17 protein-coding genes are annotated in these 13,655 nt (G+C 62.1%); 3 read left to right on the top strand and 14 right to left on the bottom strand.

The window, feature by feature from the left end; translation table 11 throughout:
- Positions 1-7 precede the first annotated feature (7 nt).
- Both B6S08_RS15230 and B6S08_RS15225 read left to right on the top strand, forming a co-directional pair.
- On the top strand, positions 8-1,264 hold the full coding sequence (locus tag B6S08_RS15230) for a glutamate-5-semialdehyde dehydrogenase (RefSeq protein ID WP_094201669.1): 1,257 nt from the start codon (positions 8-10) through the stop codon (positions 1,262-1,264).
- A 52-nt stretch (positions 1,265-1,316) separates the two neighbouring features.
- Positions 1,317-1,745 carry a hypothetical protein gene (locus B6S08_RS15225; protein ID WP_094201668.1) on the top strand — a complete coding sequence of 143 codons (429 nt, stop codon included), beginning with the start codon at positions 1,317-1,319 and terminating at the stop codon, positions 1,743-1,745.
- Positions 1,746-1,796: 51 nt separating this feature from the next.
- Here B6S08_RS15225 and B6S08_RS15220 read toward each other — a convergent pair whose 3' ends face one another.
- The 8 genes from B6S08_RS15220 to B6S08_RS15185 all read right to left on the bottom strand — a co-directional run bounded on the left by B6S08_RS15220 (position 1,797) and on the right by B6S08_RS15185 (position 7,130).
- A complete protein-coding gene (locus B6S08_RS15220) occupies positions 1,797-2,285 on the bottom strand; it encodes a protein disulfide oxidoreductase (RefSeq protein WP_094201667.1) in 489 nt (162 codons plus the stop codon).
- The gene (locus B6S08_RS15215; protein WP_245849879.1) at positions 2,282-4,321 is read right to left on the bottom strand and encodes a protein-disulfide reductase DsbD family protein; all 2,040 of its coding nucleotides are present in this window, start codon (positions 4,319-4,321) and stop codon (positions 2,282-2,284) included. The genes B6S08_RS15220 and B6S08_RS15215 overlap by 4 nt, the downstream gene beginning before the upstream one ends.
- 54 nt (positions 4,322-4,375) lie before the next feature.
- A complete protein-coding gene (locus tag B6S08_RS15210) occupies positions 4,376-4,723 on the bottom strand; it encodes a hypothetical protein (RefSeq protein WP_094201666.1) in 348 nt (115 codons plus the stop codon).
- Positions 4,705-5,307, bottom strand: coding sequence for a LysE family translocator (locus B6S08_RS15205; protein WP_094201665.1), 603 nt, complete (start codon positions 5,305-5,307; stop codon positions 4,705-4,707). Before B6S08_RS15205 ends, B6S08_RS15210 begins: the two co-directional genes overlap by 19 nt.
- 115 nt (positions 5,308-5,422) lie before the next feature.
- Complete coding sequence (locus tag B6S08_RS15200; RefSeq protein WP_094201664.1) at positions 5,423-5,968, bottom strand: YceB family lipoprotein; 546 nt, start codon at positions 5,966-5,968, stop codon at positions 5,423-5,425.
- An 89-nt stretch (positions 5,969-6,057) separates the two neighbouring features.
- Positions 6,058-6,495 (bottom strand): YaiI/YqxD family protein, encoded by a 438-nt coding sequence (locus B6S08_RS15195; RefSeq protein WP_094201663.1) that lies wholly within the window; start codon positions 6,493-6,495, stop codon positions 6,058-6,060.
- Entirely contained in the window at positions 6,495-6,896 is a 402-nt protein-coding gene (locus B6S08_RS15190) for a DUF2750 domain-containing protein (protein WP_094201662.1), read from the bottom strand. The genes B6S08_RS15195 and B6S08_RS15190 overlap by 1 nt, the downstream gene beginning before the upstream one ends.
- A gap of 33 nt (positions 6,897-6,929) precedes the next feature.
- Positions 6,930-7,130 (bottom strand): DUF2061 domain-containing protein, encoded by a 201-nt coding sequence (locus B6S08_RS15185; protein WP_094201661.1) that lies wholly within the window; start codon positions 7,128-7,130, stop codon positions 6,930-6,932.
- Positions 7,131-7,344: 214 nt separating this feature from the next.
- Between B6S08_RS15185 and aroG the strand changes: the two genes are divergently transcribed.
- Positions 7,345-8,400, top strand: a complete 1,056-nt coding sequence (aroG, locus tag B6S08_RS15180; RefSeq protein WP_094201660.1) for a 3-deoxy-7-phosphoheptulonate synthase AroG — start codon at positions 7,345-7,347, stop codon at positions 8,398-8,400.
- A gap of 149 nt (positions 8,401-8,549) precedes the next feature.
- On the opposite strand, the gene lipA is transcribed toward aroG, so the two are convergent.
- From lipA to mltB, 6 genes are all read right to left on the bottom strand, one after another.
- Positions 8,550-9,515: a lipoyl synthase gene (gene lipA, locus B6S08_RS15175; protein WP_094201659.1), complete on the bottom strand. Its 966-nt coding sequence runs from the start codon at positions 9,513-9,515 to the stop codon at positions 8,550-8,552.
- Positions 9,512-10,165, bottom strand: a complete 654-nt coding sequence (gene lipB, locus B6S08_RS15170; protein ID WP_094201658.1) for a lipoyl(octanoyl) transferase LipB — start codon at positions 10,163-10,165, stop codon at positions 9,512-9,514. Before lipB ends, lipA begins: the two co-directional genes overlap by 4 nt.
- A gap of 8 nt (positions 10,166-10,173) precedes the next feature.
- A complete protein-coding gene (gene ybeD / locus B6S08_RS15165) occupies positions 10,174-10,437 on the bottom strand; it encodes a DUF493 family protein YbeD (RefSeq protein ID WP_094201778.1) in 264 nt (87 codons plus the stop codon).
- Between the two features lie 166 nt (positions 10,438-10,603).
- The gene (locus B6S08_RS15160) at positions 10,604-11,776 is read right to left on the bottom strand and encodes a D-alanyl-D-alanine carboxypeptidase family protein (RefSeq protein ID WP_094201657.1); all 1,173 of its coding nucleotides are present in this window, start codon (positions 11,774-11,776) and stop codon (positions 10,604-10,606) included.
- 69 nt (positions 11,777-11,845) lie between these two features.
- Positions 11,846-12,682 (bottom strand): septal ring lytic transglycosylase RlpA family protein, encoded by an 837-nt coding sequence (locus B6S08_RS15155; RefSeq protein ID WP_094201656.1) that lies wholly within the window; start codon positions 12,680-12,682, stop codon positions 11,846-11,848.
- On the bottom strand, positions 12,666-13,637 hold the full coding sequence (gene mltB, locus B6S08_RS15150; protein WP_094201655.1) for a lytic murein transglycosylase B: 972 nt from the start codon (positions 13,635-13,637) through the stop codon (positions 12,666-12,668). Before mltB ends, B6S08_RS15155 begins: the two co-directional genes overlap by 17 nt.
- Positions 13,638-13,655 lie beyond the last annotated feature (18 nt).

The following is a 13,655-nucleotide window of genomic DNA, read 5'->3' as shown; positions in this document are numbered from 1 at the left end:
AGATAACATGGATTTGCAACACATGGGCCAAGCGGCCCGCGATGCTTCTTATGTGCTGGCCGAAGCCAGCACTCACACCAAGAACGCCGCCCTGGTGGCCATGGCCGATGCTCTTGAAAAGCATGCCGAGGCCATTCTGGCCGCCAATGCGCTGGATCTCGAGGCCGCCCGTGCCAACGGCATTGGTGAGGCCATGCTGGATCGGCTGATGCTCAACCCCGCACGACTGACCGCCATTGCCGACGACGTGCGCAATGTGGTGCGGCTGCCGGATCCGGTGGGCGCCGAGCTGGAGTCCCGCGTGCTGGAAAACGGCATGCGGCTGTCTCGCCGCCGGGTGCCGCTGGGCGTGGTGGGTGTGATCTACGAGGCCCGCCCCAACGTCACCATCGACATTGCCGCCCTGTGTCTGAAAACCGGCAACGCCAGCATTCTGCGCGGCGGCCGGGAAACCTTTCATACCAACCAGGAGCTGGTGAAGGTGATTCGCCACGCCCTGGCCGCCTGCGAACTGCCCGAGGCCTGTGTGCAGTACATCGGCGAGCCGGGCCGGGAGTGGGTGAGCGGCCTGCTCAAGCTGGATCGGTATGTCGACATGATCATTCCCCGGGGCGGCCCGGGCCTGCATCAGCTGTGCAAAGAGCAGGCGACCATTCCGGTTATCATTGGTGGCTTTGGCATCAGCCACACCTTTGTGGACGACAGCGCCGATCTGGTTCGCGCCATTGAGGTGATCGACAACGCCAAGACCCACAGGCCCAGTGCCTGCAATGCCCTCGACACCTTGCTGGTGCACGAGGCCGTGGCCGCCGCCCTGTTGCCTGCCCTGAGTGCGCGTATGGCGGAAAAAGGCGTGACCCTGGTGGCCGAGCCGGCGGCACTGGCGTTGCTGCAGGACGGTCCGGCCACGGTACGGGCCGCCGAAGCGGGTGACTTTGACACCGAATGGCTGGGGCTGACCCTGGGGGTGAAGCTGGTGGCTGATGTGGATGCGGCACTGGCGCACCTGCGCAGTTACAATGCCAGCCATTCCGACGCGATTTTGACCAATAACCTGGTCAGTGCCGAACGCTTTATCAACGGTGCGCCCTCGGCGGCGGTGTATGTTAATGCTTCAACCCGCTTTACCGATGGCGCCCAGTTTGGTCTGGGGGCCGAGGTGGCGGTATCTACCCAGAAACTGCACGCCCGAGGCCCCATGGGGCTGGAAGAGCTGACCAGCTACAAATGGGTAGGTCAGGCAGATTACCTGATCCGTCAGTAAGGGCCTGAGCCGTTTGAGCTTCGGTCATGTGTTGCGAGGGGAGAGGAATCCTATGCCATCCAAGTTGCTGGATGCCCTGTTGCTGGCGATGCCCTTGTCGCCCACGCTGGAGTCCTGGCGTCAGCATCTGCTCAGCCACCTGAACTATCCGGTGCAGGGGGCGCAGAGCCTGTTTATTGGCGATCCCGTACTGGTGATAGTGTCGTTTCAGCTGGACAGGGCCGAAGTGCTGTTGCCGGCCGTGGAGTGGCGCCACCATGATATGCAGACCACCAAGCCCAGCTCCCAGGGGGTGGTGGACGAACACAGCGGCAGCCTGGAGCAGTTGCTGGCGCTGGTGGAGGAAAGCATAGCCCTGCGTCAGAAGTCGTTTCACGAGTGCAGCCACTGCGGTCAACGTTACCCGCCCGAGGAGCTGGGTTCGCTGATGGGCGAGCCCATCTGCCGAAATTGCCTCAAGGGCCGCCGAGTGTTGTTTTAACGAACGACAGCGTGGAGCGGGGAAAGGCATGCACTCCCCGCTCTCCTGTCCTTAAATCCTCAATTCGGCCAGCCAGCGCCGTAATATCATGCCCGGCAGGGTGGTAAAGCCGGTGGTGGCGAGCTTCAGCTCTCCCCGGTGGACCACCATCAGCGTGGGGGTCACGCCAATGCCCAAGGCGCGCGCCAGCCGATTGTCGGCATCGTTGATCACCTCAAAGTCATGGCCCTTGTCCTTCATGTAGGCGGCAACCTTTTGATCGCTGCCCGAAGCGATGGCAATGCTCATCACCGGCCCCGGCACCATGTCCACCATGGGGGATACCACGCGACACACGCCGCACCAGCTGGCCCAGACATAGAGCAATACCGGCTCATGGTGGCTTTGTGCCACCAGGTCCACCGGTTCGCCCTTCAGTGTCACCAGCTGGCTCAGCGCCCCGGCCGAGGCGGGCAGATCCCGGCTGCGCCACAGATCCACCGCCGTCATCACCAGCAGCAACATCACCCCGTATCCCAGCAGGCGTTTAAGGCGGCTCATTGCGCCGCCTCCAGTGCGGCCAGCACCCGGTCGCTGGTCAGCAGCACCTCCAGCTCCCGACCTGCGGGCAGGCCCGGCCCAAACACCTGGTTAAAGGGAATGCCGGCGCGGCCGTGGGCGCGCAGGTAGTCGGTGATCTCGGCGTTGGGCTGAGTCCAGTCGCCGCGCATCAGCACCACATCGGTTTGCTGCAGTGCACTGTACACCGGATCCCGCTGGATCACCCCAATCTTGTTGGCCTGGCAGGTAATGCACCAGTCGGCGGTAATGTCCACAAACACTCGGTTGCCGGCGGCCACCTCCTGTTCAATGCGGACAGTGTCCAGGGGCTGCCAGGCCAGTTCCGGCTTGGCCGGGCTGACCCAACGTTCCTGGGTCAGCAGCGCCACGCCACCGAGCAGGGCACCGGCCAGGCTGATGCCGGCCACTCCGAACAGCAGCGCGCGGGCACCGTGGCGACGTAGCAGGCCGGCCAGTGGCAACACCACCAGCAGGGTAGCCAGGACCAGGCTGAGTGAATTGCCCAGGGTGGGAGCCAGCAGCGACAGCAGCCACAGGCTGGTGGCCAGCAGCATCAGACCAAACAGCCATTTCACCTTGACCATCCAGGGGCCGGGTTTGGGCATAAAGCGCACAAAGCCGGGGAATAACGCCAGCAGCAGCCAGGGCAGGGCCATGCCCAGCCCCAGGCCGGTAAAGATGGCGATCAATATCAGCGGGGAAGAAGCCAGCGCCGCCGCCACCGCCGTGCCCAGAAAGGGCGCGCTGCAGGGCGTGGCCAGCAGGGTGGCGAACATGCCCTGCATCAGGTGACTGCCGCCGCCCTTCGGGTGGGTGGCCAGCCAGGTACTGAGCCGGCCGGGCAACTGAATTTCAAACAGCCCGAACAGGTTAAGGGAGAACAGCGCGGTGACCGCCAGCATAAAGCCGATAAAGCCCGGCTGCTGGAACTGAATGCCCCAGCCAAGCTGGGCACCGGACCAGGTCAGTGCCAGCATAAAGGCGGCCAGGCCCCAGAACGACAGCATGATGCCGGCGGCGGACAGCAGCAGCGGGCGGCGCACCTCGGCCCGGCTGCGCTGGCCCAGCAGCAGGCTGTTGAGCTTGAGCCCCAGCACCGGCAGTACACAGGGCATGATATTGAGGATAAGGCCGCCCAGCAGGGCATAGCCCAGTGCCAGCAGCAGGGAAGGCTGGTCGCTGCCGCCGGCACTCAGGGCGCCCTTGATGACGGGGACGTTCAGCTCCTCGGCCAGGTTGGCGTCGGCCACGGTAACGGTCAGGCGCTCACCGTCCAGATTGAGTTCGGGATCCCAGCTGTTCACCGTAAAGCGGGCTTCGAGCCGTTCGCCGGCCAGCCGCAGCTCGGGCTGGCTGAACACCGCGGTGTCGGTATCGTCGATAAAGACGGTGGGATCCTGCCAGCCCTCGGGATTACTCAGGGTCACCGCTACCTGCTCGCGGGTGTTGTCCCAGCGGCCATCTTCGGCCTGCACGCGGGAAGCCGGGCGCGGGACTTGAGACAGGGCCTGCTGAAAGTAATGATTGGTGGTTTCATCCAGCACCAGGTTGGCATCAAGCGGCAGCGACAGCGAGTATTCGGTCAATACGCAGATGGTGGTGCAGCTGGGCAGGGTCAGGGTGGCATTGAAGGTGGCCGGCCGGCCGGCGTCCGCCGGGGTAATAAACAGCGGAAAGTTCACATCCTGCTGATATCCCTGAGTCTCTATGCCCAGCAGGTGAAAGCGATCGGGCAGGGGCCAGCGCCAGTCCAGGGCCTGGACATTGGTGGAGTCCTGCCATTCCATTCGCGGGGCCAGGCCACCCTCGCCGGGGGAGCGCCAGTAGGTTTTCCAGTCATCGGCCAGGCGCACCTGCAGCAGGGCGGCATATTGCCCGCTGGTGTTATTCAGCGGACCGTTCTGTACCAGTCGCACCTGCACCGGCGGATGCTCGGGGGCCTGCAGCCAGCCGGTGTCGGCCCGGGCCGACAGGCTGGTCAGCAGCAGTAAACACAGTGAAAAAAGTCTGAACACGTTTTAAATCTCCGGTAGTCAACGCAAAACATTAGGGCAAGAGGGCGTTGACTGTCATTCCCGAAATACGCACAGCAGCAGGTGACGCCGGTATTCGGGTACCGGTTCGGGAGGAGGAAGTGGGCGCCTGCCGTGGCGGCGGGGCGGGGCCAGCCACCAGCTTAGCAGGGCCACCAGGCCCAGCAGCAGGCTGTCGGGATGATCCCAGAACTTGGTGAGTAACTGCTCCGAGAGCGAGCAGCCTTCGCCGCCGGTCGAGTCGCCGGGCTCGGCGAATTGCATGGTGTAGGCCGGCTGGCCGCAGTGGCTTATCAGGCCGATGCGCTGACCCAGGCAGATCACGCCCACCAGCAGCACCAGCACGATGGCCAGGCGGCCTCGGCTCAGCCCAGCACCAGCCACAGGGCCACTCCCAGCATCAGGCTGCCGGCAATGCGGTTCATCAGTTTCACCTTGCCCTTTTGTTGCAGCACTCTGCTCAGGGTGCGGCCACCGCTGGCATAGAGCAGCATGCAGATAAATTCCAGCGACAGAATGATCGACACCAATCCTGCCAGCTGGCCGGCCAGGGGGGCCTGATTGTCGATAAAGGGGGGCAGCAGGGCGATGAAAAAGGCCCAGCCCTTGGGGTTGGCGATGGCGGTAACAAAGCCCTGACTTACCAGGGTGGCGGCGGGAATATGGCGCGGACCGGCATCCACCGGGTTCAACGCCAGTTTGCCCCGGGAGCGCCACAGCTGCAGGCCAAGCCAGGCCAGGTAGAGACCGCCACCGTATTTAAGCAACAGAAACAGCTCGGGGTATTGCAGCATAAGGGCGGCGACGCCGATGACCGCCAGACAGGCCACCAGGCCCACGCCGGCGAGCTCGCCCAGCATCATCCACAGGGTGCGTTTTACCCCCACCGTCATGCCCAGGGACAGGGCCAGGGTCATGCACATGCCGGGAGTGACCGACACAAAGAAAAAGGTGGGCACAAACACCATTAAAACCGTTGCGTTAATAGGTCACCTGCCTGCCAGTGGCGCTTTGGTTGAACACAATCTGCGCCATTGTAGGCCAGGTGCCATAGATTAAGCCAGCCCCGGCGGCGGCATTTCGTCAGTCGCTGAAACGGGGGCTGAACACCAGCCGGCCGGGGGCGATGTCCATGGCCACGGGCACGGTTTTGAGCCAGCCGTAGCGACCGTCGTCAAGCCGGTACACCGGCTGGTTCTCCAGTACGGCACGCACCATCTGCATCATGCCCGCCGAGGCGGCGGCCACGTCACCCTGATAGCCAAAGGCGTTGACCTTGCTTTTCAGCAGGTTGAGGTCCCGAATGAAGATGGCGTTTTTCTGCCGGTCATACACCGGGCGGCCTTCAATCTGCAGATCCAGGGCGGCGGGAAACCGGGCAATCAGGGCATTGATGGCGGTTTCGCCGCTGATGTCGAGGCGCACTACCTGGCGGTTGTCGGGGCCGACGGTGAGATCGAGATGGTCGATGCGGGTTTCCACCAGCCCCTGGGTAAAGCGCGGCGCCTGCTCTTCCAGCTGGGTGTAAAGCGCCTTTTCCAGTTCGCTCTCGGAGACGCTGTACTGGCTCAGGCCGGCACAGGCACTCAGCAGCAGGGCACTCAGGGTAAGGGTAAGAGTTCTGAACATGGTGTACCTCTTTAAAAAACGTGAGGGGTGAGGGGAAACACGTGAGGAGAAACATTCCCTCACCCCTCACGCTTTACTCCTCACCGTGGTTAACGCAGCAGGCGGTCGAGCTGGTTGGCAAAGGCCTGGCGGTCGGCCTGGCTCAGGGTGGGCGGACCACCGGTCTGCACGCCGCTGGCGCGCAGGGTGTCCATAAAGTCGCGCATGGTCAGTTTGGCGCGAATGGTGCCTCTGTCAAAGCGTTCGCCCCGGGGGCTGAGCACCTCGGCACCCTTGTCCAGGGCCTCGGCGGCCAGCGGAATATCGGCGGTGACCAGCAGATCTCCTGCTTCAATACGGTGCACGATTTCGTTGTCGGCCACGTCAAAGCCTTTCGCAACCTGCAGTTGGCGCACCAGTTTTGACGCCGGCACCGGCAGGGCGTGGTTGGCCACCAGGATCAGCGGCGTGCCGGTGCGCTCGGCGGCGCGCAGTAAAATTTCCCGTATCACCTTGGGGCAGGCGTCCGCATCCACCCAGATTTGCATCAGTTGCGCCGCCGCTGGGACTTTTTGCGATCCAGGGCGTCCTTCAGCTCAAAGGGGTCCACCACCACGCCGGTTTCGTTGGGGGTGGGAAAGACCGCCACCAGCAGTTCGTCATCGGTCATGCCCGGCACCCAGCGCTTGAGCCAAACATTGAGGCTGATGGCCTCGGGCTTGCAGCCCTGCCAGTCGCCTTCGGCCCAGTCCCTGGCGTAATCGGCATGGGGCCAGACCGGAATGCAGTCTTCCTCATCGTCCGTGGTCAGCATCATGCAGCCGTGCTCGTCGGTCAGGATCCAGATCTCTTCCTGCTCGCATACTCGGTTAACGAAGTGGTTGAAGCGTTCGTCATCGCCAAGGGCGAGCACGGTGGCCTTGTCTTGCTCGGTGAGGGAATAACTCATGAAGGTTCTCGCTTGGAAAAGTGGAGCGCATGTTCACATTGCCGGGCCTGTCTTGTCCAGCCTCGCCTGACCAAAGTGGTTCCATGCCTTTTCGTGAAAAAAGTAGGCCACGGTATTGATCATGGGCTCGACCAGGGCAATCAGGCCGCCCACCAGCAGGCTGCCGGAAAGCAGCCAGGCCACGCTGAACGCCACGGTGAAATGAACAACGGCAAAGGTAAAGGTCTTGTACATGGCGGCAACCCTCGAGTAGCCAGAATCATGTCTTTAATAATAATGATTATCAGTTGTTGCGCTAATCGTTCCTGTTTATGGTGTCCATCGGTGTTTCCTGTCAAACAAATGACGAGGTGAGGCAATCGAGCGTTTACAGTCGAAGCCCACCGGGATAGATTGAAAACAGTTTTTCATGCGAGCCAGGGGCTCACCAGTATTAAGCAGGCTGCTCATGCATTTTCAGACCGACGATATCCGCATTAACGAAATCAAAGAATTGCTGCCGCCGGTGGCGGTGCTGGAGAAATATCCTGCCACCGATACCGCCTCGGCCACGGTGTTTGAGTCCCGTCAGGCAATTCATCGTATCCTGGCCGGCGAGGATGACCGCCTGCTGGTGGTGGTCGGTCCCTGCTCCATTCATGACACCCAGGCCGCCATTGAATACGGCCATCGGCTCAAGGTACTGCGCGAGCGCTATGCCGATACCCTGGAAGTGGTGATGCGGGTTTACTTTGAAAAGCCGCGCACTACCGTGGGCTGGAAGGGCCTGATCAATGACCCTTACCTCGACAACAGCTTTCAGATCAACGACGGCCTGCGCATCGGCCGCAAGCTGCTGCTGGATCTCAACGACATGGGTCTGCCCACCGCCAGCGAGTTCCTCGACATGATCACGCCCCAGTACCTGGCGGATCTGATGAGCTGGGGCGCCATCGGCGCACGCACCACGGAATCCCAGGTGCACCGGGAGCTGGCTTCAGGCCTGTCGTGCCCGGTGGGCTTCAAGAACGGCACCGACGGCACCATCAAGGTGGCTGCCGACGCCATTGGCGCCGCCAGCGCCTCGCACCACTTCCTGTCGGTAACCAAGTTCGGCCACTCGGCCATTGTGTCCACCGCCGGCAATCCGGACTGCCACATCATTCTGCGTGGCGGCAAGGAGCCCAACTACAGCGCCGATCACGTGGCCAGCGTCTGTGCCGGGCTGGACAAGGCCAATTTGCCGCAAAAGCTGATGATTGACTTCAGCCATGCCAACAGCAGCAAGCAATACCAGCGCCAGATGGTGGTGGCCGAGGACGTCTGCGGCCAGATCGCTGGGGGCCAGCAGGCCATCATGGGCGTGATGGTGGAAAGCCACCTGGTGGAAGGTCGTCAGGATCTGACGGAAGGTGGTGAGCTGACCTACGGCCAGAGCATCACCGACGCCTGCATCGGCTGGGACGATACCGAAAAGATGCTGGCACAACTGGCGGAAGCCGTCGCCGCCCGTCGCCAGGCGTAATTGGTGTGAGGAGCAAGGGGTGAGGTGTGCGGCGTTGCCCCTGACCTGAATAGAAAAAGGAGCCGAAAGGCTCCTTTTTTATGTCTGAGTGGTCTGAGTGACGGGCGATGAACTTTCTCCTCACCCCTCACACCGAACCCCTCTCGGGGTTATTTCACTTCCACACCCTGCGCCTGCAGATCGGCGTGGTAGGACGAGCGCACGAAGGGGCCGCAGGCGGCGTGGGTAAAGCCAATGCTGTCGGCCACGTCCTTCAGCTCGTCGAACTCGGCGGGCGGTACATAGCGCTTCACCGGCAGGTGATGGCGGCTGGGTTGCAGGTACTGGCCCAGGGTCAGCATGGTGACGTTGTGCTCGCGCAGATCCTTGAGCACTTCCACGATCTCCTCGTTGGTTTCGCCCAGGCCCATCATCAGGCCCGACTTGGTGGCCACCTGAGGGTGCATTTCCTTAAAGCGGCGCAGCAGCTCCAGCGACCACTTGTAATCGGCGCCGGGACGGGCCACCCGGTACAGGCGCGGGGCGGTTTCCAGGTTGTGGTTGAACACGTCCGGCGGGGTGTCCTTGAGGATTTCCAGGGCGGTGTCCATGCGGCCACGAAAGTCCGGGGTCAGAATCTCAATCTTGGTGTTCGGGCTCTGTTCGCGAATGGCCTTGATGCAGTCGGCGAAGTGCTGGGCACCCCCATCGCGCAGATCGTCCCGGTCCACCGAGGTGATCACCACATATTTCAGGCCCAGCTCACGAATGGTTTTGGCCAGCTTGGCCGGCTCTTCCGGGTCCACCGGCAGCGGGCGGCCATGGGCCACATCGCAGAAGGGGCAGCGGCGAGTACAGATGGCACCCAGGATCATAAAGGTGGCGGTGCCGTGGTTAAAGCATTCGGCCAGGTTGGGGCAGGACGCCTCTTCACAAACCGAGTGCAGGTTGTTCTCGCGCATGATGTTCTTGAGGCCCTGTATGCGCTGGTTGCTGGGAGGAAGCTTGATCTTCATCCACTCCGGCTTGCGCAGCACTTCCTCTTCCTGCTCGGGCATGTATTTGACCGGGATCAGGGCCATCTTGTCGGCGTCGCGCAATTTTACGCCGGGTTCGACGCGTACGGGTTTACTCATAATGTCGGTTTCTCTGTGGTGTAGTAGAGATGTAGATAGCCAAGCCGCTCTGCCAGCAGGGGCACCAGGCGAGACTGGGCTTCCTCGAGGGTCTGGGGGCCGCCTAGGGCACAGCACTGGGTCATGGCCATGCCTGCGTAGCCACAGGGGTTGATGCGCAGGAAGGGGCTCAGATCCATGTTTACGTTCAGTGCCAGGCCGTGAAAGGAGCAGCCTCGGCGCACTCGCAGGCCGAGCGAGGCGATTTTGCTGTTATCCACATAGACCCCGGGGGCATCGGGCTTGGCGTAGGCCTCAATCTGGTATTCGCGCAGCAGGCCGACGATGGACTCTTCCATGGCGGTGACCAGGTTGCGCACGCCGAGTTTTCGGCGACGCACGTCGAGCAGCAGGTAAAGTACCAGCTGGCCCGGACCGTGGTAGGTGACCTGGCCGCCGCGATCCGCCAGCACCACCGGAATGTCACCGGCGTTGAGCACGTGCTCGGCCTTGCCGGCCTGCCCTTGAGTGAACACCGGCAGGTGTTCCACCAGCCAGAATTCATCACCGGTGTCCTGATCGCGGTGATCGGTGAAGTTCTGCATGGTGTGCCAGACGTGCTCGTAAGACGCCAGCCCCCAGTGTCGAATCGTCAGTCTGTCCTGCTGCATGGCCGGCCTTAAAGTACGTACTTGACCAGCTCGATCTTACCGAGCTCCTGGTACAGCAGCTCTACCTGCTCCTTGCTCTGTACCATGACCTGTACGCTCACCGCGTGATAATTGCCCTTGCTGCTGGGGCGCACCGTGGGGCTGTAATCGCCGGGGGCGTGTTGTTGCAGCACTTCCACCACCAGGTCGGGCAGGCGCTCATCGGCCAGGCCCAGTACCTTGAACGGAAAGCGGCAGGGAAATTCAAGCAACTCATCAAATTTGGTATTCATGGCAACCTTCGAGAACAGCAGTATTCGATTGGGAATGGAAGCAATTTCCACCACCCGTATCGCATTTTTATCATAAAACCGGCTAATTCGAAACCGACAACTTGCAGGGTCTTTGGCGGCGGGAGAAAAATGAAAGGGCCGGCAGAATGCCGGCCCCGAACATGGGTTAGTCGAACAGCCCCTGCACCAGCAGGGTGAGGTAGTCGATCAACCGGCTGAACAGGCCGCCCTGTTCAATGTCTTCCAGCGCCACCAGGGGCACGGTGGCCACTTCCTTATCGTTCAGGCGCAGGTGCACGGTGCCCACCTGCTGTCCTTTGGCCAGCGGCGCCTTCAGGGCCTGGTCCAGGGTAAAGTCGGCCTGCAGGTTCTGGGCCTGACCGCGGGGAATGGTCACCGCCACCGGCTTGTCTACCCCCAGAGCAACGGTGCTTTTGTCGCCCATCCAGATCTTCTGATCCACCAGCTTGCTGCCGGCCTCATAGGGCGTCAGGGTCTGGTAGAAGCGGAAACCGTAGGTCAGCAGTTTTTTGCTTTCCGCCGCCCGGGCGCGCTCGTTGGTGGCACCCATGACCACGGCAATCAGACGCATGTCTTCCTTGGTGGCGGACGATACCAGGTTATAGCCCACGGCCTCGACGTGGCCGGTCTTGATGCCGTCCACGTTCAGGGACTGATCCCACAGCAGGGAGTTGCGGTTGTTCTGGGTGATGCCGTTATAGGTAAAGGTTTTCTCGGCATAGATGGCGTACTCCTCCGGCACGTCGCGGATCAGCGCCTGACCCAGCAACGCCATGTCGTAGGCGGTGGTGTACATGTCATCGCTGTGCAGGCCGTGAGGAGTCACAAAGTGACTGTCCTTCATGCCCAGGCGTGCGGCCCAGGAATTCATCAGATCGGCAAAGGAGTTGACGCTGCCGGCCAGGTGCTCGGCCACCGCCACGGTGGCGTCGTTGCCGGACTGAATGATGATGCCCCGGTTGAGATCGTCAATGCTGACCTGCTTGCCCACTTCCAAAAACATGACCGAAGAGCCGGGAAAGTTCTGGGCCCAGGCGGCCTCGCTGATGGTCACCAGATCGTCGCGCTTGACCTTGCCCTCTTCCAATGCCTGGCCGAGGATGTAGGAGGTCATCATCTTGGTCAGGCTGGCCGGCGGCAGTTTTTGATCGGCATTTTCCGACACCAGTACCTGGCCGCTGGCGTAGTCCATCAGCACATAGGACTTGGCGGCAATGGCCGGCGGCTCGGGGATCAGGGGCGCCGAGGTTTGCGCCTGGGCGGCACAGGACACCAGGCCGGCGATGGCGAAAGAAGTCAGAGTATTTACCGTACGCATAAGGTGAGTCAGACCCTTGTTGTAAATGTGGATAAGCGTGAATGCCGTTTGAGAACGTTAAAAGTCCGTTTAGTTCAGGAAATATGCCTGTTCGTAACCCTCGGCGATCAGTCGGGAAAGAATATCATCGGTCTGGGTCACCGGGATAGGCCCCATCTGCAGCTTGTACCAATCGGACTGGTGCTCTACCCGGGCGGGAAAACCGTACTCCCTGCTCAGGCGGGTGGCAAGATCCCGGGCCCGGTCGCCGGAGCGGGTGGCCAGCAGCTGTATGTGGCGGCCCGGCCCCTGCTCGGCCAGGCGAACGTCTTCCTTGCTGGGGGCCATCTTTATCAGCTCCACCTTCACCGGTGCCGTGCCCTTGTCGAGCATGCCCAGGCGCCAGGCGGCCGCGTAGGACAGATCGATAATGCGGCCATCGTGAAAGGGCCCGCGATCATTGACCCGCACGATCACCTGCTTGCCGTTGGCGGTATTGGTGACCCGCACAAAGGACGGCAGCGGCAGGTTCTTGTGGGCCGCCGTCATGGTGAACATGTCATACACCTCGCCGTTGGAGGTGTGATAACCGTGAAATTTGGCACCGTACCAGGACGCCATGCCCTCGTCCTTGTAATTCTGCACGTCCCGCCACACCTGGTAGTCCTGCCCCCAGACATTGTAGTCCTTGTTGCCCTGGCGGCTGTAAGGCTCAAAGCGCGGCACCGCGTCCTTGACGTGAGACATGTCGGGCATCTCGCCCGGCGCCATGTCTTTGCGCATGCTGTAGCGGCCGCCGGCGGTTTCCCGGTCATAGCCGTCGTCCGTGGCCGGCGGCTGCTCGGGCTGGCTGCTGCAGGCGGCCAGCAGCAGGGCGGCCAGTGGCAGCCACGCCCGTGGCCGCAGAAGATTAACGCTGTTGTTCATAGGCTTGTCTGATTTCTTCACTCAGTTGATAGACCGCCATGGCATAGAGCGGGCTGCGGTTGTAACGGGTGATCACATAGAAGTTATGGCGCACTACCCAGTACTCAGGGCCGTCGGCGCCATCCAGCTTCAGCAGCTTGACCGGCGTGTCGGCCGCCAGCTCGGCGTCCGTGAGTACGCCGGCGGCCGCCAGCTCGGCCCAGCTGTAGTCCAGCTCGAGGGCGGCAGACAGCAGCGCCTCGGCGGCGTCGGCGTCGGTCACTTCGGCCCGGTGGGCCACCGGCTCTCCCGGCTGCCACTTGTGCTGATGAAAGTAGTTGGCCACGCTGCCGATGGCGTCGGTGGCCTCAAACAGGTTGGTGTGGCCATCCTGATCAAAGTCCACCGCATAGTGGCGGTAACTGGAGGAAATAAACTGGCCCATGCCCATGGCGCCGGCGTAGGAGCCTTTTTGCTCGTCCAGCGCCCATTGCTGCTCGCCGGCCAGCTTCAGGTAATGGCCCAGCTCCGAACGGAAAAAGGCGCCCCTGGGCGGGTAGTGAAAGCCCAGGGTATAGAGGGCATCGAGCACTTTGTGCGTACCCATGTGGGCGCCGTAGTAGGTTTCCACGCCGATGATGGCGGCGATGATCTGGGCCGGCACCTGCAGCTCCTGCTCGGCTCGGACCAGCAGGGCCTGGTGTTCTTTCCAGAAGGTGGCGCCCTGTTCAATGCGCTTGTCGGTGAGAAAGATGGGGCGGTACTGGTGCCAGGGCTTGGCTTCGGCCGGCCGGGTCATGGCGTCGATGATCGGCTGCTGGTACTGCGCCTGTGCCAGGGCTCCGTTCAGTGCGTCCTGGGTCAGCTCGAACTTGCCGGCCAGCTCGTCGAGCCATTGCTGCTGCTCGGACACGGTGGGGGCCGCCGAGACCGAGGTAGATAACCACACTGCCGCAGAAAGAAGGGCGAGGCGCATTTACGGGTTCCTTGTTTG

The sequence above is a fragment of the Oceanimonas doudoroffii genome, assembly GCF_002242685.1.
Taxonomy (GTDB): domain Bacteria; phylum Pseudomonadota; class Gammaproteobacteria; order Enterobacterales; family Aeromonadaceae; genus Oceanimonas; species Oceanimonas doudoroffii.
This window is presented reverse-complemented; position numbering and strand designations above follow the sequence as displayed.